The sequence below is a fragment of the Halomonas sp. SpR8 genome, assembly GCF_031010195.1.
GTDB lineage: Bacteria > Pseudomonadota > Gammaproteobacteria > Pseudomonadales > Halomonadaceae > Vreelandella.
Genome location: NZ_JAUAMC010000006.1, coordinates 142,254 through 159,132, shown reverse-complemented (window position 1 = coordinate 159,132; position 16,879 = coordinate 142,254). Strand labels below are relative to the sequence as shown.

Genomic DNA, 16,879 nt, shown 5'->3' with positions numbered 1-16,879 from the left:
AGCGCGTTAATCCAGATACAGCAGGCCATGGGCCTGATTGACCATGGCGGCAACCTCTTCCTGCATGCCTTGGAGCACTTCCCACTTGTGATCTGCCGTCATACGCGATTTGAGCATCGAACAGCTCATGGCACCCAAGGGGTGGCCGCTATGGTCAAGAATAGGAATGGCCAGACCGCTGTATTCCGGGAGCAACGAACCTTCTACGCCCCGGGCGTAACCATGTTTCAGTTGGTGGGCAATTTCGGCGTCGATGTCAGCGATGGCAATCGCGTATTCGTCTATCAGCCGTTCCGCGTTATGGCTGAGTATTTCGTTTCTTTCATCCGCACCGAGATACGCGAGCAAGGCAATCGACGCTTGGCCAACGCCTAGTGGCAAACGTCCCCCCGTCGCCCTAACGAAACTCCCCACCGGATAAGCACCGTTCTGTACTTCCAGGCAGACAGCATTGACGCCATCGCGAGCGAACAGGTAGAAGCTGTCTCCCCAGCGCTGCGCCAGCGCCAGTAACCTTGGCCGGGCCAAGTCCCTCAATCCCGCGCCATTGCCCGCCTGGGCACCCAGCACTAGCAGCTCATAACCCAGCAGATAACGCCCACGGACAGGAGAAGAGCGTAAGAACCCTTGCTGCTTGAGACCTTTTAACAACCGGTAGAGCGTAGGACGGCTGAAGCTCAACGCATTCAGATAATCGTCTATACTTGCACCCCGGTAGCCACCACGCGCGGTAATCTGCAATATTTGCATGGCATGATTGAGCGTCGTAGGACCAAACGCTGTGCTGCTTTTATTTACCGGCATTGTGCTTATCGTTATTTGTTTATGTAGGCTAAAACATAGCAAGACAAATTCACGATTTCATCTCACTAAATGAGACATAGCCGCTTTAGCGCATAGAGGTGAATGCTCGTATCAAGCCATCTAATCGGAGGTCGTTAAAGCCCACGTAGCGCCTTCGGCAGATGAGGAAGAGTCGCTGCACTACCGGGGCATGGGAGAGTTCATGCTGTCAGGTAAATCTATTGATCGAACGGAACTGTTTAAGCCATCGATGCTAGTCTGAGCCGTTCTGCGCTGGAGACTTTCCATCCTTCTCTAATCGCCATAATACCCTTGGAGTTGGCCAGTTAACCGAACTCGCTTTGATTAACCGGCCATGGCGGCTAGTGCCTTGTTGGCCAAGGCCCGGGGGAAATTGGCAACGCTAAACCACTCATCGCCGTAATGAAATTCCGCGTACTCCGCCATGCGTGCATCGCTTTCATAATAAGTGCTGGAAGAAGTGACGGCGGAACGCATAGCGCGCGCTGAGGCGGGTTTCGTTGCCGCAGGAGATCCAGGAGCCGCCCTTGAAAAGCTACCAACAACTCTCCAGCGCCGTCTTTGGCGGCACGTGGAGCAGTCGAAATCGCTCGCTATTCTGTTTAATGCGACCTACAACACTCAAGGCGTACCTTTCTCTTCTGCCTCGGGTTCAATGGGTTCGTTGGCTTCGATGGGTTCACCATTTTCATCCAGCAATTGGTGGTCATAGGCTGCCTGAAGCCCGGTATCTTCCACTAGCGGCTGCTCTTCTGGTGCTTCTTCTACCGTTTCGTCTGTCCAGTCTGCCCAGTAATCGATATGGCCTGGATAGATGGGCGATAGCACCGCGACCAGGATGCCCACCACTGAGAAGATCGAAAACGCTTCTGCATAGCCAACGCCATCAACCAATATACCGACCACCGGAGAGCCCACGGCCTGCCCAAGCGCACAGGCCATAAACGGCAGTACTGGCCCCATTGATAGCCGCCCCGGCAATAGCCGGATAGCCGTCATCAGATACAGTCCCGTTAAGCTCATATAGGCAAGCCCGAAGACCATCGCGGAAAACATCGCCAGCGGTAACTGACTGGGGCTAGCGGCCAGCAATGCCAAGCTTGAAGACAGCATCATCAGCATCAATGCCTGGGTAATGGGCGGGTTATTGCGGTCGGCTAAATCACTCACCACGGCACCGCCAAGCCCAGCAATACCCACCGCAAACCACAGCCAACCGGTTTGGTTAGCGGGCAGCGCACCCAGGGTAACCGCCAAGTCGGGGGCGAAAAGCCAGTACGGTGCAGACACAAAGCCCATGGCGAAGGCAAATAACGTAAGCCGAATAAGCCGCGACCACTGCAACCGGGTGATAGGCGGCGGCGGTGCAGCGTTGGCGGGAATAACCCGTGACACGGAAGGAATGAAGTACCATGCCGCCGCTACCCCCAGACCGGTCAGAACGGCAAAGATCGTGTAAGTCAGCCGCCACGCATCCGCAAGAAACACCACCGTCGGCACTGCCACGATAATCCCCACGCTGGTGCCTGCGTTCATAATGGAACTGACGCGCCCGTGCATCGTCCGGCTCACCAGCGCCTGCATAGCGGCTGTGAGGGCGGGCATCATCAAACCGGTGCAGATACCGCAGATAAACACCCCCACACCTAGCGCAAGTGGGCCTGACGCCTGACTGATCAGTCCCAGACCACCTATCCCAAAACCACCCGACAGCATCGCCAGATTACGCGCACCGAGTCGATCAGCGGCAAGCGGAGCAACCAGTGTGGCCAACACGAAACTGATAAACGGCAGCGCCCCGATGATGCCAATGAGGTACGATGTGAGTGCCAGCTCGGCGCTAATAGAGGGTACAAACAGACCAAACGCAAAACGTGCCAGCCCGTAACTAATCGCGACCAGCGCGGCACCGAAGATAGCAAACCCAATGTTCGACAAGGTTCTCATACTGACGACTCCACGGCCGCGTGTGACATGAAAGAAAATCCCCTGTCAGCCTAGCTGTCCCATTGGCTATCTGCACATCCCAGTGTCGATATTGGATACGGACGGGGCGCTTTACGGCGATGTGGGGCAAGCTACAGGGGGTGCTGTGGCGATAACCCTCATGGCAAGCATGATACATTTATCCATTCAAACCGTTTAAGCTGATCACTACCGTGCAAAAGGTTACTTATTATGACCAGCGTTGCGATATTTGTGGATATCCAAAATGTCTATTACACCGTTAAAGAGTCGTATCGCCGCAACTTTGATTACAACAAGTTCTGGGCCCAGGCAACCGCTAACAGAAAGGTGGTAAAAGCGTTTTGCTACGCCATCGATAGAGGCGATCAAAAGCAGCGAGAGTTTCAAAACATCCTCAGAGCGATTGGTTTTGAGGTAAAGCTGAAGCCTTTTATCCAACGCTCAGATGGCTCCGCCAAAGGTGACTGGGACGTGGGCATCGCGCTCGACGCCATTGAGTATGCCGAACAGGCAGATGTGATCGTGCTGGTATCCGGCGATGGTGACTTTGATCTGCTGGCCAATAAAATCCGTGTTAAGCATGGAAAACGAGTCGAAGTTTATGGTGTCCCTCAACTTACTGCAGCGTCACTAATCAATGAGGCCAGCGAGTTTATAGCGATCGATGAAGGGCTTCTGCTAGGCTAAATTTCGTTCAGAAAAGAGTATCTGCGCGGCCTTTGATGCCTGAATTCATAAAACAACTGCAGCACTTTAGTGAAGGCTCAGGGCCAGCAGCGCCCCCTTTCCGCCTAACCAACCAAAGTGAAGCAGAGCAAGGGAAATGGGCAAAGCGACTTCCTCGTTTAATAAATGCCGTATCGTACTTCGAAAGAGTACCGACTCAGGTCAAATCACCAAAAAACGTGATACGATAATTTTCTATATTCGTAATATTTTCTGTCCTTGTTACTGACAAAATCACTGCAAAGGAAGCCAACTTTCACCATGTCGTCAGCTACAGACTGCGTCACTACGCTTATTGATGACTTTCAAAAGCGGCGACCAATCCGCGCCGGCTCACTGATTATTACCGTCTATGGCGACTCAATCGTTCCGCGGGGCGGTACCGTGTGGCTTGGTAGTCTTTCGAAGCTGGTAGAGCCCATCGGTATCAATGAGCGGCTAGTGCGTACCTCTGTTTACCGGCTGACCCATGAGACCTGGCTACGGGGTGAAAAGGTAGGTCGTCGCAGCTATTACCGATTGAGTGGCCCTGGGCGGCGGCGTTTTGAACAAGCTTTCAAACGCGTCTATCACGGCGCTCAGCCTCCTTGGTCGGGCCAGTGGACATTGGCATTGCTGACACAGCTCCCCCCAGACCGGCGTCAGCAGATTCGTGACGAACTCGAATGGCTGGGTTTTGGTAGTTTTGCACAGGGCGTGCTGGCACACCCTACGCTGTCATGCGCAGAAGCCATGGCGGCCTTGCAAGAACTGGATGCGGCAGACGATACGATCGTTATGCAAACTCAGGCTATGGAGCCCATGACCAGCAAACCGCTACGCCTCCAGGTCAGAGAGAGTTGGAACCTCGACGAATTAGCCGAGCTCTACCAACGTTTTCTGGTTAAGTTTCGCCCCCTCTGGAACGCCCTCAACACAGAGAACCATTTGGGACAGGAAGCGTGCTTCATTGCGCGAACCTTGCTTATTCACGAGTATCGCAAGGTTCAATTACGCGATCCCCTTCTGCCTGACGAACTCCTCCCCACGGCGTGGGAAGGCCGCTACGCCCATCAGCTCTGCCGCAATCTCTATCGTTTGCTCTACGAACGCGCAGAGCGCTGGCTAGATCGACACCTGGAAACCGCCGAGGGCCCATTACCCGCCCCCGGGCCCAGTTTTTACCAGCGCTTCGGCGGGCTGGAATGAACGCCTCACAAGACAACTGAATTAGTCGTCATATCGAGCATACCGCAACTTATGATTGTGACGACTGATCCAGCGTCTGCTGTTTAGGCTGAGTGTCACCGGCCAGCAAAGCTGGGCGGTCAGCATCGAGTTCTGCCAGCGGTTCACAGGCTTCCAAGCTGTCACGACAACGGGTCACTAAACGCTGATACTCTTGGGTGCCCTGTTGTTTCCAGGCAAACTCTTCATCACTCAGCGTGCGCTTGACCTTTGCAGGTGACCCCATCACCAGCGACTGGGGCTCACACTCGAAGCCTGCCTTAACGAAGGCTGCTGCCGCCACGATAGATCGCTCAGCAATGTTGGCACCATCCATCACCACGGCGTTCATCCCCACCATGGCATCACGCCCAATCACGCAGCCATGCAGTACCGCGCCATGGCCGATATGGCCATCCTTCTCAACCTTAGTGACGCAGCCCGGAAAGCCATGCATCACACAGGTATCCTGAAGGTTGGATCCCTCTTCCAGCACAAGACGGCCGAAATCGCCGCGCATCACCGCGCCAGGGCCTACATAACAGTTGGGGCCCACGATCACATCCCCGATCAACACCGCAGTAGGATGTACATAAGCCGTTGGGTGAACCACTGGCGTCACCCCTTCAAGTCGATAGTAAGGCATAACGTTCTCCGTTAGTTTGATTGGCCGTGGCGACGGCTTTGCACCACCACGAAGCGGTTGGCAACAAAGGCTTGATTACATAGGGAAGCATTCGCGGCAGGATTGTTAGACGGTGCCGCTTTAACGGCATCCTCAGGGTATTTGCGTATGCTTTCTGGATAGGGTGCCCAAAAATCACGGCCAGAGGTAGCGGCGACAGCCCAGTCAAGAATCTCACGATGAAGGTCGAACATCTGCTGCGCTGATTGCGTCATGGGGCGCTCCTGCACTCACTTATTTTTTTGATACGCTATATTCTTGAAGACTATCTTTCCCGTAACAAAACATCAAACGCTTTCCCTGCCACCACTTACTTAAGTAGTGATGTACTAACTGTCGATAAACTCGATAGATATGAGCTGGGTGTGCCTTCTTGAGCTACTTAACCGTCTTTCATACCATGGTCTAAGACCCCTCATCTCTTTGCAAAAAATACATGCAAGCTATTGTTAAAAAAGCATAAATAAACCAAAACAACCATAAGCGACACACTAAAGACAACCAGGCAATATTGATGTGTATCAAAATAAACCTATACTCGGCAGATATTCATCCTGCGCACCCCAGGCCGAACTGAGGTAAAAATGCCCTCTACTCTAAAAATAACCACACCCATGGAAGGCGTTTTATGCATCACGCTGAAGCGCCCGGAAGCACTGAATGCGCTTTGAACGCCATGCCTTCACTTTGCTGGAGGGCACCGCCGACTGCGACGAGGGTATTCGTGCCTTCCTAGAAAAACGACCCGCCACTTTTAAAGGGCACTGAGACAAGGATATTACCCATGAGCCAAGCGCCCCTGCTTTACAGCGTCGAAGACGGCGTCGCCTGTATTACGCTGAACCGCCCCGACAGCCTGAACAGCTTCAATACCGAAATGCACGCCGAGATGCGCAAGGTGCTTAAGGCCGTGCGCCAGGATCCAAGCGTTCGTGCTCTGCTGCTGACGGGTAGCGGCCGCGGCTTCTGCGCCGGTCAAGACCTTTCCGACCGTAGCGTCGCGCCCGGCGAGCAAGCGCCTGACCTCGGCGAGTCGCTGGAGAAACGCTATAACCCTATGCTGCGCGCCCTTAAAGACATGCCGTTTCCGACTATTTGTGCGGTGAACGGTGTGGCTGCAGGTGCTGGTGCCAACATCGCCCTGGCTTGCGACATCGTGTTGGCGGCTCGCTCGGCAAGCTTTATTCAGGCCTTCTGTAAGATCGGTTTAATACCAGACTCCGGCGGCACCTGGACATTGCCTAACTTAGTGGGCATGGCCCGCGCCAAGGGCTTGGCAATGCTGGGCGACAAACTTCCCGCCGAGACCGCCGAGCAGTGGGGCATGATCTGGCGCTGCGTTGACGATGAAGCGCTCCAAGAAGAAGCCATGAACATGGCTCGCCACCTAGCCACTCAACCCACACGCGGCTTGGCACTAATTAAGCGCGCCCTGCATGCCAGCAGCGATAACAGCTTCAACGAACAGCTCGACCTGGAGCGCGATCTTCAGCGGCTGGCCGGGCGCTCGGAGGATTACCGCGAAGGCGTCAGCGCTTTCATGGAGAAACGTCACCCCACCTTTAAGGGAGCGTGATATGCCAGCACTTCCTAGCACCGCCACTATTGGCGTTATCGGCGCAGGCGCCATGGGTGCCGGTATTGCTCAGGTAGCCGCCCAGGCTGGCCACTCGGTGATTCTCTATGACAATCAACCGGGCACAGCAAAAGCCGGTATCGACAACATTCGTCGCCAGTTGGAAAAGCGTGTTGCCAAGGGCAAGATGCCTCAAGGTGATGTGGATAACATCATCGCTCGCCTACAGCCTGCCGATGCCATTGATGCCCTGGCCGATAGTCGCCTGATTATCGAAGCCATCGTCGAGAACCTTGAGATTAAGCGCCAGGTGTTTGCTCAGCTCGAAGCGCTATGCTCACCGGAGACCTTGCTCGCCAGTAATACCTCATCACTGTCGATTACTTCCATTGCCGCCAATCTTGAATACCCCGAGCGCATGGCGGGGCTGCACTTCTTCAACCCCGCGCCGGTGATGAAGCTAGTGGAAGTGGTGTCTGGACTGGCGACCACCACCGAGGTCGCTGAGACTCTGTTCGATACCGCCAGCGCCTGGGGCAAGGTCGCGGTGCACGCCAGTTCCACCCCGGGCTTTATCGTGAACCGCGTGGCACGGCCCTTCTATGCTGAAGGTCTTCGCCTGCTACAGGAAGTTGCCAGCGATGCCGCCACCCTGGATGCACTGATGCGCCAGGCCGGCGGGTTCCGCATGGGGCCTTTCGAGCTGATGGACTTGATCGGTCATGACGTTAACTACGCCGTGACCCGTTCGGTGTTCGATGCCTACTACGGCGACACCCGGTTCAAACCCTCCCTGGTGCAACAGGCGCTGGTTGAAGCCGGTCGCCTGGGGCGTAAGTCTGGCCAAGGCTTCTTCGACTACCCTACTGAAGGAGAGCGTGCAAATACCGTTATGGCTCAGCCCAAGTTTGCAGCACCAGCAAACGCGGAACTGCCCGCACTTGTCGTACAGGGCGCGAATAGCACCATCGCTCCGCTGCTGGAACGCGCTCAGGAAGCCGGGCTTGATGTGGTACATCGCGAATCGCTACAACAAGACGGTACGTCTCGCTTGTACCTAGGCGACCTGGTGCTGGCCCTCAGCGATGGGCGCTGCGCCGCCGAGCGCGCGGTTAATGAAGGGCTCGAAGCCCTGGTACTGTTCGACCTGTGCCTGGACTACCGCAGCGCCAGCGCCATAGGGCTTGCTGCCAGCCATACAGCGTCGCCCGAGGCCCGCCAGCTTGCCACAGCTTTCTTCCAACGTTTGGGAATGGATGTGGCCTGGCTGACCGACACGCCAGGGCTGGTGGTATTGCGCACCGTGACCATGCTCGCCAATGAAGCCGCCGATGCCGTTTTGCAGGGCGTGTGCAGCGCCAAGGATGGCGACCTGGCCATGCAGGCCGGGGTCAACTACCCACGCGGCCCCTTGGCCTGGGCAGACTCGCTGGGACTGCCCTTCGTTCACCGTACCCTTACACACCTGCAGCAGAGCTACGGCGAAGAGCGCTATCGCAGCTCTTTCCTGCTGCGCCGCAAAGCCCTGAGTGAGGAAAGCTTTCATGAGTGACTCCCAACTGACCCCGCAACAGCTGGCGGAAGCCTGTGCCGAGGCAATGTTTTCCCGCGACCATGCCAGCCAAGGGCTGGGGATGCGCATTACGCGCATGGTACCCGGCTTCGCCGAACTGACCATGACCGTGCGTCAGGACATGGTGCAGGGGCACGGCAACTGCCATGGCGGCTTTCTGTTTGCCCTGGCCGACTCCGCCTTTGCGTTTGCCTGCAATAGCTACGATGAAGCCACAGTCGCCGCTGGCTGCAGTATCGACTATCTCGGCCCCGCCCAGTTGGGCGATGAGCTCACCGCCACCGCCGAAGAGCGCAGCCGCCGTGGGCGCACCGGCATTTACGACATCACGTTGCGCAATCAGCACGGCGATACCGTTGCCTTGTTCCGTGGACGTTCCTACAAAATCCGCGGCAGCGTACGCCGCCTGGAAGACACCGCTGCTGGAGACAACCAATGAAAGACGCCCTGATCATTGAGCGCTTATAAGCATTACTAAAACCGCTCCATAGACCATGGCGCATTTAGACACTCGTCCAATAACAACTTGCTTGACCGGAGCCCCCTGATGAATCAGCCCGCTACGCCTATCGACACTGCAACTCTCGACCCCTTGGAAACTGCCAGCGTCGACGAGCTCCGCGCCACTCAGCTCAAGCGTCTGAAGTGGAGCCTGAAGCACGCTTACGACAATGTGCCGTTCTACCGTCAGTCTTTCGACAAGGCTGGGGTGCATCCCGATGATATCCAGACACTGGCGGATCTCGCCAAACTGCCGTTCACCACCAAGGCCGATCTGCGCGACAACTACCCGTTTGGCATGTTGGCCACGCCGATGAGCGAGATCGTGCGTATCCACGCCTCCAGCGGCACCACGGGGCAACCCACGGTGGTTGGCTACACCCAGAAAGATATTGATGTGTGGTCCGATGTGATGGCGCGCTCAATCCGTGCCGCTGGCGGCAGCCGCAATGACAAGGTGCATGTGGCGTATGGCTACGGCCTGTTCACCGGTGGGCTGGGGGCGCATTACGGCGCCGAACGCCTGGGTTGCGCGGTTATCCCCATGTCAGGTGGCCAGACCGAGAAACAGGTTCAGCTGATCCGTGATTTTGAGCCGGACATCATCATGGTCACCCCTTCTTACATGCTCAACATCGCGGACGAAATGGAGCGCCAAGGCATCGACCCTCACAAGCTGCCACTGCGCACTGGCATTTTCGGCGCTGAACCCTGGACCGACAGCATGCGTACTGCCTTAGAGCAGCGTCTGGGCATCGACGCCCTCGATATTTATGGTCTCTCCGAGGTAATGGGGCCGGGCGTGGGCATGGAGTGTCTGGAAACCAAAGATGGCCCGACCATCTGGGAAGACCATTTCTACCCCGAGATCATCGACCCCACCAGCGGCGAAGTACTCCCCGATGGCGAATACGGCGAGCTGGTGTTCACCACCTTGACCAAAGAAGGCCTGCCGGTAATTCGCTACCGCACCCGCGACCTGACCCGCTTGCTGCCGGGCACTGCGCGCCCCATGCGGCGCATCGATAAGATCACTGGCCGCAGCGACGACATGCTGATCATTCGCGGCGTGAATGTATTCCCCACACAGATCGAAGAGCAACTGCTCAAGATCGCGTCGCTTTCGCCCCACTACGAGATCGAAGTCAGCCGCCAAGGCAATATGGACACGGTACTTGTACGTGTCGAAGCGAATCATCATGACATCGCCCGCGACCCCGTGGCCTGTGAACAAGCCGCGCAAGAACTTCAGCATGCCATCAAGACATACATTGGTATCAGCAGCCAAGTTGAAGTGTGCCCGGTAGAAAGCGTTATGCGTTCGATGGGTAAGGCCAGACGCGTCAAGGATCTTCGCTGATGTAATCTTCCTTGCTTAACAGGCTTTTATCGCCCTAGCGTGAAACGGAAGACGGAAAGACCGACGCCCTTGCAGGCAGCCCTGCAAGGGCTTTTTTATGCCCATACAGTCAATTTAAGCAAAAAATCCAACATATTCAGAATCACTTAGCTTTGGCTATTTTTCCTTTATATACCAAGCATCTTTGCCTCATCTGTTATCACAAAGTCTTAAAGCGACACACAAAAATACTTATTGATAAAATATTTTGTGTCACTATACTTCAAGCAAGATAAGTCACACTCCCTGACACACCGACGCCGCGGAGGTCTCTATGTACGCGCAGCTCGTGGAAACCGGTTCTAGCCAACTTAAGACACTTGACGAGATGGGCCCCGAGGAACGCCAGTTCCAGGAGCGCATCAATGACGAAATTAAAATCGAACCCAAGAATTGGATGCCGGACGCCTATCGCAAGACATTGATCCGTCAGATCTCACAACACGCTCACTCCGAGATCGTCGGTATGCTGCCGGAAGGCAACTGGCTGACACGCGCGCCGACCCTTAAGCGCAAGCTGCAGCTAATGGCCAAGATTCAGGATGAGGCGGGTCACGGGTTGTACCTGTACAGCGCCATGGAAACCTTGGGTGCCGACCGCGACGAAGAGATCGATAAGCTCCACGACGGCCGCGCCAAGTACTCCAGCATCTTCAATTACCCGACGCTCAACTGGGCTGACATGGGCACGATCGGCTGGCTGGTCGACGGCGCAGCCATCGTCAACCAGGTGCCGCTACAGCGCACCTCTTACGGCCCCTATGCCCGCGCCATGGTTCGTGTGTGCAAGGAAGAGAGCTTCCACCAGCGCCAGGGGTATCAAATCCTGCTGACCATGATGCAAGAGGGCACCGATGACCAGAAAGCCATGGTGCAGGACTCCATTAACCGCTTCTGGTGGCCCTCGCTAATGATGTTCGGGCCATCCGACGAAAACTCACCCAACAGCGCCCAGTCGATGGCCTGGAAGATCAAGCGCCACAGCAACGATGAGCTGCGCCAGCGCTTCCTCGACCAAACCGTACCGCAGCTAGAGCTGCTGGGCTGCACCGCGCCTGACCCGGATCTCAAATATAACCAAGAGACCGGCCACTATGAGTTCGGAGAAATCGATTGGCAGGAATTTTTCGACGTAGTGAAGGGCAACGGCCCCTGCAACCGCGAGCGTGTCGAGGCACGCCGTAACGCCATTGATAACGGTGCCTGGGTGCGTGAAGCCGCCGTGGCTTATGCCGCCAAGCGTCAACGCCGGGCGGCCTGATTTTTAAAACCTGTCTTTTAAAACTTGTCTTTCAAAACCTAGTTTTTAAAACCTAGCTCTTAAAACAATACAGAGCCCCGCGGCACGGGGCTCCTTTACCACAGAGGCTTTCCTCATGGCTGACTGGCCCCTCTTCGAAGTGTTTATACGCAGCAAGCACGGCCTCAATCACAAGCACGTTGGTAGCGTACACGCCGCCGATCGCCGCATGGCCATTGAAAACGCCCGCGAGCTTTATACCCGTCGCAATGAAGGGGTGAGCATCTGGGTGGTTCCGGCCAGCGAAATCACCGCCTCTTCTCCCGATGAGAAAGAGCCGCTGTTTGACCCGTCTAACGACAAGGTCTATCGCCACGCATCCTTCTACAAACTGCCGAAAGAAGTCGGCCACATGTAAGGGAGGCAGCGATGCAAAACATGGCTCATCGAAACACAGCTCAAAAAACACAAGCACCGCTGACCGATTACCTGCTGCGCCTTGGCGACAGCGCCTTGGTACTCGGCCAGCGCCACGCACAACTTTGCGGTAAGGCACCAGCGCTGGAAGAAGAACTGGCCTTGATGAACGTGGGTCTCGACCTCTTCGGTCAGGCGCGCAACTGGTTGGGCTATGCCGCTGAACTGATGGCCGCTGATCTGATGGCTGCTGAACCAGAAGGCCAGGTTCATGATGCCGACTCTTTGGCCTTTCGCCGCGATGCCCAGGACTTCCGCAACCTGTTGCTCGTCGAGCAGCCTAACGGCGACTTCGCCGACATCATGGGGCGCCAGTTCCTGTTCGATGCATGGCACGTCCACCTGCTTGACGGGCTGTCTCACTCCAGCGACCCGCGCATTGCTGAAGTGGCCGCCAAGTCGCTTAAGGAAGCAACGTACCACCTACGCCGCTCCTCTGAATGGATGATTCGCCTGGGCGATGGCACGGAAGAGAGCCACACCCGCATGCAGCGAGCGCTCGACAACCTTTGGCAGTTCACTGGTGAGCTACTGCAGGGTGACGAGATTGATCAGGCCATGTTAGCAGCCAGCATCGCGCCTGACCTGGAAACCGTTGCCTCTCGCTGGAAAGCCACCGTGGAAGAGGTGCTTGAAGAAGCCACGCTGGTGCGTCCTTCCTACGACGCCTGGATGTATACCGGCGGCAAAGTCGGACATCACACCGAGCACCTGGGCTTTCTATTGGCGGAAATGCAATATCTGCCGAGGGCATATCCCGATGCGACCGTCTGGTAACCATCCGTCTGCGCCTATCAATAACAGACCTAACGTTGACAGGCTTACCGATGACTGGCCTTCCAGCGACTTGATCGGCAGCGACCGCAGCGGGCTGCCGCCCGCCGGTGACGAAGGCGATGTCAACACCGTGCTGGCTGTACTACAGGAAGTTCCCGACCCGGAAGTGCCTGTGGTCAGTGTGGTTGAGCTGGGCATTGTGCGCGATATCGCTTGGCTTGATGGACGGCTGGTGGTCAATGTGACCCCAACCTACTCCGGCTGCCCAGCCACGGAAGTTATCGAACAGCATATCCATGAAGCGCTGGTGGCCGCTGGCTACGCAGACCCACTGATCCAGCGCCGCCTGTCACCCGCCTGGACTACCGACTGGTTGACGGACGCAGGTCGCGAAAAGCTGCGTGCTTACGGCATCGCGCCACCGGTAGGAAGTGCTAGCAAGCGCAGCCTGACCGGCCAGTCTGATCCAGTCGTGCCCTGCCCTTTATGTGGCAGCAACGCGACCGAACGCGTCAGCGAATTCGGCTCTACGGCCTGCAAGGCGCTCTACCGCTGTCGCGATTGCCTGGAGCCTTTCGATTATTTCAAGTGCCTGTAAAACGACGAGACCATTTCCCATGAGCCGATTTCACGCCTTGACCGTCAAGGATGTACGCAAGGAAACCCATGATGCCGTTTCCATTGCTTTCGACATTCCCGACGACCTGCTGGACGCTTTTCGCTTTACCCAAGGGCAGTACCTGACGCTGCGCCGCGATATCGAAGGTGAAGATATTCGCCGCTCCTACTCCATCTGCACCGGCGTCCACGAACATGAGCTAAGAGTCGCCGTCAAGCTGGTGCCGGGCGGCAGTTTTTCGACTTTTGCCAACCAGCAATTGCAGCCCGGTGACCGCCTGGAAGTAATGCCGCCCCAGGGCAAGTTCTTTGTGCCTCTCGACCCCAGCCAAGAAGGACACTACCTGGCGGTGACCGCTGGCAGTGGCGTCACCCCCATCATGTCGATTGTTTCCACCACCCTGGAAAGCGAGCCAAAGAGCCGTTTTACCGTCATCTATGGCAACCGCTCCACCACGGGCACGCTGTTTCGCGATCGCCTGCAGGATTTAAAAGATCGCTATCTGGAACGCCTTAACATCATTTATGTGTTCAGCCGTGAGCAGCAGGAAATTGATCTGTATAACGGTCGGATCGATGCCGATAAGTGCAACGCCCTATTTGACCGCTGGGTAGACGTGCCCAAGCTCGACGCCGCGTTTATCTGTGGCCCGCAAGAAATGACCGAGATCGTGCACGATGTGCTGACCCACCATGGATTGCCAAAGGAAAAAGTACACTTTGAGCTGTTCACGACAGGGCTACCGACGGCAGGCGCCAAGCGCCGCCAAACGACCAGAGCCGCTCAGCTTGAAGCTGAAACTTCGCACATCAAGGTAATCATCGACGGCCGCACTATTGAATACGACTTGCCCCGCAATACCCAGAGCATTCTGGAAGCAGGTAACGAGCATGGGGCCGATCTTCCATTCTCATGCAAGGCCGGCGTGTGCTCCACCTGCAAGTCAAAAGTCATCGAAGGCGAGGTGGAAATGGACGCCAATTTCGCCCTGGAAGATTACGAAATAGATGCTGGCTACGTACTGTCCTGCCAGTGCTATCCAATCAGCGACAAGGTGGTGCTTGACTATGACGAGGTATAAACCCTAGCCCACCTACGCCCAAGCCGGCGACTCCGTCGGCTTTGTTGATCCTGATACCAGCAGCTAATACCAACAACTGATCCCCAAAAGATGGGCGGGAGAACACTCAATGCCAGTTTTACAGAGTTACATCGCAGGCCAGTGGTTCGGAAAAACCGAGGCCAAAGCACTGATCAGCGCCATCAATGGCGAAACCATTGCGCATACCCACCAAGAAAGCATCAACTTCGCCGAAGCAGTGGCGTATGCCCGCAACACCGGCGTGAAAAACATGTTGGCGCTGGATTTCCAGCAGCGGGCAGCCATTCTCAAAGCGCTGGCCGCCTATATCCAAGAGCGTAAGCGTGAGCTCTATGCCATCTCTCATCACACTGGCTGCACCAAGGCCGACTCCTGGATCGACATTGACGGTGGCTTCGGCACCCTGTTTACCTACGCCTCCACAGGCCGCAAGGAACTGCCCTCCGGCAACGTGGCCCACGAAGGCCCGGTCACCCAATTAGGGAAAGATAACCACTTCAACGGCACCCACATCTTGGTGCCCCGCCGCGGTGTTTCTGTCCATATTAATGCGTTCAACTTTCCCATCTGGGGCATGCTGGAGAAGTTCGCCCCCGCCTTTCTGGCAGGCATGCCGTGTATTTTCAAACCAGCAACCGCCACTAGCTACCTGACCGAAGCTGCCATACGCATCATCAACGACTCTGGCCTGTTACCGGAAGGAGCCTTGCAACTGGTGATTGGTGGCGCCGGTGACTTACTAGACCAACTGGAAGAACAGGACTTTGTCACCTTTACCGGTTCAGCAAACACGGCCCTGATGCTGAAAAGTCACCCAAACATTATGGCCAAGAGCATCCCATTCAACGCCGAGGCGGACTCACTCAACAGCGCCATCATGGCCCCGGATGTCACCCCGGAAGATGAAGAGTTCGAGATCTTTGCCAAAGAAGTCGTCAAGGAGATGACCGCCAAAGCAGGCCAGAAATGTACCGCCATCCGGCGGGTGTTAGTGCCCGCCGAGCACCTGGATACATTGGCGGACATGATTAAAGAACGCCTTTCCAGCATCGTCGTCGGCGACCCTTATGAAGAAGGTGTGCGCATGGGCGCCCTCTCTTCTCGTGATCAGCTCCACGACGTCAACGAAGCCATCGAACGCCTACTGGAAACCAGTGAGTGCGCGTTCGGTAAAGATGGTAGCTTCAAGCCTGTCGGCCAGGGAGTCGAACACGGCGCGTTTATCGCTCCCCACTTGCTGATCAACCACAATCCGTTGAACGACGGTGGTGCGCACGACATTGAAGCCTTTGGCCCCGTCGCTACCCTAATGCCCTACCGCGGCATCGACGAAGCCCTGGCCATCGCTGCCAAAGGCAAGGGTAGCCTGGTCACCACACTGACCACCAAAGACCCTGCCATTGCTGCCGAGATGATTCCCGTCCTGGCCGCGCATCACGGCCGCCTGCAGATTCTGGATGCCCAAGCCTCAAAGGAATCCACTGGCCACGGCTCGCCGTTACCGATGCTCAAACATGGCGGGCCCGGCCGCGCAGGCGGTGGCGAAGAGCTGGGTGGCATTCGTGCGGTTCATCACTATTTACAGCGCACCGCTATTCAGGGGTCGCCCACCATGGTCGCGGCAGTGACAAGGCAATATGTGCGTGGCGCGAAGGTGATCGAGACTGACGTCCACCCGTTCCGCCGCCACTTTGACGACCTACAGGTTGGGGAATCATTGTTAACCCACCGCCGCACCGTCACCGAAGCCGACATCGTTAATTTTGGCTGCCTTTCCGGCGACCACTTTTATATGCACTTCGACGACATTGCCGCCAAAGAGACCCAATTCGGCCAGCGTATCGCCCATGGCTACTTTGTGCTGTCGGCTGCTGCCGGTCTGTTCGTTTACCCAGGCGAAGGCCCCGTGCTGGCTAACTACGGCCTGGATACCCTGCGCTTTATTACGCCCGTGCTGGTCGGCGACACTATTCGCGCCCGCCTCACTTGCAAGCGCAAGATTGACCAGGGCCGGGCGTCACCTGATGGTCATCCGCAAGGCGTGGTGATGTGGGACGTGGCGGTGACCAATCAACATGATGAGCTGGTCGCCAGTTACGACATCCTAACGCTGGTCGCGAAGCGGCAATAACGGTTCAGCCGGTAAAGCCAGACACAAAAGTAAGGCCACAAAAGTAAGGCAAAAAGCAAAACGGATGACAGGGC

The 16,879-nt window shown here is 56.3% G+C and carries 17 protein-coding genes; 12 read left to right on the top strand and 5 right to left on the bottom strand.

Going from position 1 to position 16,879, the window contains the following annotated elements; all coding sequences use genetic code 11:
• Positions 1-6: 6 nt before the first annotated feature.
• The 3 genes from QT230_RS13460 to QT230_RS13450 form a co-directional block, all read right to left on the bottom strand.
• Positions 7-804: an IclR family transcriptional regulator gene (locus QT230_RS13460; RefSeq protein ID WP_308322398.1), complete on the bottom strand. Its 798-nt coding sequence runs from the start codon at positions 802-804 to the stop codon at positions 7-9.
• A gap of 345 nt (positions 805-1,149) precedes the next feature.
• The gene (locus tag QT230_RS13455) at positions 1,150-1,302 is read right to left on the bottom strand and encodes a hypothetical protein (RefSeq protein ID WP_308322396.1); all 153 of its coding nucleotides are present in this window, start codon (positions 1,300-1,302) and stop codon (positions 1,150-1,152) included.
• 144 nt (positions 1,303-1,446) lie between these two features.
• Positions 1,447-2,772, bottom strand: a complete 1,326-nt coding sequence (locus QT230_RS13450; RefSeq protein ID WP_308322395.1) for an MFS transporter — start codon at positions 2,770-2,772, stop codon at positions 1,447-1,449.
• A gap of 231 nt (positions 2,773-3,003) precedes the next feature.
• Here QT230_RS13450 and QT230_RS13445 point away from each other — a divergent pair, with 231 nt between their 5' ends.
• Positions 3,004-3,480 carry an NYN domain-containing protein gene (locus tag QT230_RS13445; protein WP_308322393.1) on the top strand — a complete coding sequence of 159 codons (477 nt, stop codon included), beginning with the start codon at positions 3,004-3,006 and terminating at the stop codon, positions 3,478-3,480.
• Between the two features lie 300 nt (positions 3,481-3,780).
• A complete protein-coding gene (gene paaX / locus QT230_RS13440) occupies positions 3,781-4,707 on the top strand; it encodes a phenylacetic acid degradation operon negative regulatory protein PaaX (RefSeq protein WP_308322392.1) in 927 nt (308 codons plus the stop codon).
• A 49-nt stretch (positions 4,708-4,756) separates the two neighbouring features.
• On the opposite strand, the gene paaY is transcribed toward paaX, so the two are convergent.
• On the bottom strand, positions 4,757-5,371 hold the full coding sequence (gene paaY, locus QT230_RS13435; protein ID WP_308322391.1) for a phenylacetic acid degradation protein PaaY: 615 nt from the start codon (positions 5,369-5,371) through the stop codon (positions 4,757-4,759).
• A gap of 11 nt (positions 5,372-5,382) precedes the next feature.
• Positions 5,383-5,625 (bottom strand): hypothetical protein, encoded by a 243-nt coding sequence (locus tag QT230_RS13430; protein ID WP_308322388.1) that lies wholly within the window; start codon positions 5,623-5,625, stop codon positions 5,383-5,385.
• A gap of 569 nt (positions 5,626-6,194) precedes the next feature.
• On the opposite strand from QT230_RS13430, the gene paaG reads away from it, so the two are divergent.
• The 10 genes from paaG to paaZ all read left to right on the top strand — a co-directional run bounded on the left by paaG (position 6,195) and on the right by paaZ (position 16,805).
• The gene (gene paaG, locus QT230_RS13425) at positions 6,195-6,986 is read left to right on the top strand and encodes a 2-(1,2-epoxy-1,2-dihydrophenyl)acetyl-CoA isomerase PaaG (protein WP_308322386.1); all 792 of its coding nucleotides are present in this window, start codon (positions 6,195-6,197) and stop codon (positions 6,984-6,986) included.
• Position 6,987: 1 nt separating this feature from the next.
• Positions 6,988-8,538 carry a 3-hydroxyacyl-CoA dehydrogenase PaaH gene (paaH, locus tag QT230_RS13420; RefSeq protein WP_308322384.1) on the top strand — a complete coding sequence of 517 codons (1,551 nt, stop codon included), beginning with the start codon at positions 6,988-6,990 and terminating at the stop codon, positions 8,536-8,538.
• Complete coding sequence (paaI, locus tag QT230_RS13415) at positions 8,531-8,998, top strand: hydroxyphenylacetyl-CoA thioesterase PaaI (RefSeq protein WP_308322382.1); 468 nt, start codon at positions 8,531-8,533, stop codon at positions 8,996-8,998. The genes paaH and paaI overlap by 8 nt, the downstream gene beginning before the upstream one ends.
• A gap of 108 nt (positions 8,999-9,106) precedes the next feature.
• Positions 9,107-10,420 carry a phenylacetate--CoA ligase PaaK gene (gene paaK / locus QT230_RS13410; protein WP_308322380.1) on the top strand — a complete coding sequence of 438 codons (1,314 nt, stop codon included), beginning with the start codon at positions 9,107-9,109 and terminating at the stop codon, positions 10,418-10,420.
• 313 nt (positions 10,421-10,733) lie between these two features.
• Positions 10,734-11,720 (top strand): 1,2-phenylacetyl-CoA epoxidase subunit PaaA, encoded by a 987-nt coding sequence (paaA, locus tag QT230_RS13405; RefSeq protein WP_308322377.1) that lies wholly within the window; start codon positions 10,734-10,736, stop codon positions 11,718-11,720.
• 115 nt (positions 11,721-11,835) lie between these two features.
• A complete protein-coding gene (paaB, locus tag QT230_RS13400) occupies positions 11,836-12,117 on the top strand; it encodes a 1,2-phenylacetyl-CoA epoxidase subunit PaaB (RefSeq protein WP_022521442.1) in 282 nt (93 codons plus the stop codon).
• Positions 12,118-12,128: 11 nt separating this feature from the next.
• Complete coding sequence (gene paaC / locus QT230_RS13395; protein WP_308322372.1) at positions 12,129-12,953, top strand: 1,2-phenylacetyl-CoA epoxidase subunit PaaC; 825 nt, start codon at positions 12,129-12,131, stop codon at positions 12,951-12,953.
• A complete protein-coding gene (paaD, locus tag QT230_RS13390) occupies positions 12,937-13,551 on the top strand; it encodes a 1,2-phenylacetyl-CoA epoxidase subunit PaaD (protein ID WP_308322370.1) in 615 nt (204 codons plus the stop codon). Before paaC ends, paaD begins: the two co-directional genes overlap by 17 nt.
• Positions 13,552-13,570: 19 nt before the next feature.
• The gene (gene paaE / locus QT230_RS13385) at positions 13,571-14,653 is read left to right on the top strand and encodes a 1,2-phenylacetyl-CoA epoxidase subunit PaaE (protein WP_308322369.1); all 1,083 of its coding nucleotides are present in this window, start codon (positions 13,571-13,573) and stop codon (positions 14,651-14,653) included.
• A 109-nt stretch (positions 14,654-14,762) separates the two neighbouring features.
• Positions 14,763-16,805 (top strand): phenylacetic acid degradation bifunctional protein PaaZ, encoded by a 2,043-nt coding sequence (gene paaZ, locus QT230_RS13380; RefSeq protein WP_308322368.1) that lies wholly within the window; start codon positions 14,763-14,765, stop codon positions 16,803-16,805.
• Positions 16,806-16,879: the final 74 nt, after the last annotated feature.

Bases quoted from the DNA above. Each gene is read 5' to 3' on its own strand.
- QT230_RS13460 (WP_308322398.1), bottom strand. From the start codon at position 804: ATGCCGGTAAATAAAAGCAGCACAGCGTTTGGTCCTACGACGCTCAAT.
- QT230_RS13455 (WP_308322396.1), bottom strand. From the start codon at position 1,302: ATGCGTTCCGCCGTCACTTCTTCCAGCACTTATTATGAAAGCGATGCA.
- QT230_RS13450 (WP_308322395.1), bottom strand. From the start codon at position 2,772: ATGAGAACCTTGTCGAACATTGGGTTTGCTATCTTCGGTGCCGCGCTG.
- QT230_RS13445 (WP_308322393.1), top strand. From the start codon at position 3,004: ATGACCAGCGTTGCGATATTTGTGGATATCCAAAATGTCTATTACACC.
- paaX (WP_308322392.1), top strand. From the start codon at position 3,781: ATGTCGTCAGCTACAGACTGCGTCACTACGCTTATTGATGACTTTCAA.
- paaY (WP_308322391.1), bottom strand. From the start codon at position 5,371: ATGCCTTACTATCGACTTGAAGGGGTGACGCCAGTGGTTCACCCAACG.
- QT230_RS13430 (WP_308322388.1), bottom strand. From the start codon at position 5,625: ATGACGCAATCAGCGCAGCAGATGTTCGACCTTCATCGTGAGATTCTT.
- paaG (WP_308322386.1), top strand. From the start codon at position 6,195: ATGAGCCAAGCGCCCCTGCTTTACAGCGTCGAAGACGGCGTCGCCTGT.
- paaH (WP_308322384.1), top strand. From the start codon at position 6,988: ATGCCAGCACTTCCTAGCACCGCCACTATTGGCGTTATCGGCGCAGGC.
- paaI (WP_308322382.1), top strand. From the start codon at position 8,531: ATGAGTGACTCCCAACTGACCCCGCAACAGCTGGCGGAAGCCTGTGCC.
- paaK (WP_308322380.1), top strand. From the start codon at position 9,107: ATGAATCAGCCCGCTACGCCTATCGACACTGCAACTCTCGACCCCTTG.
- paaA (WP_308322377.1), top strand. From the start codon at position 10,734: ATGTACGCGCAGCTCGTGGAAACCGGTTCTAGCCAACTTAAGACACTT.
- paaB (WP_022521442.1), top strand. From the start codon at position 11,836: ATGGCTGACTGGCCCCTCTTCGAAGTGTTTATACGCAGCAAGCACGGC.
- paaC (WP_308322372.1), top strand. From the start codon at position 12,129: ATGCAAAACATGGCTCATCGAAACACAGCTCAAAAAACACAAGCACCG.
- paaD (WP_308322370.1), top strand. From the start codon at position 12,937: ATGCGACCGTCTGGTAACCATCCGTCTGCGCCTATCAATAACAGACCT.
- paaE (WP_308322369.1), top strand. From the start codon at position 13,571: ATGAGCCGATTTCACGCCTTGACCGTCAAGGATGTACGCAAGGAAACC.
- paaZ (WP_308322368.1), top strand. From the start codon at position 14,763: ATGCCAGTTTTACAGAGTTACATCGCAGGCCAGTGGTTCGGAAAAACC.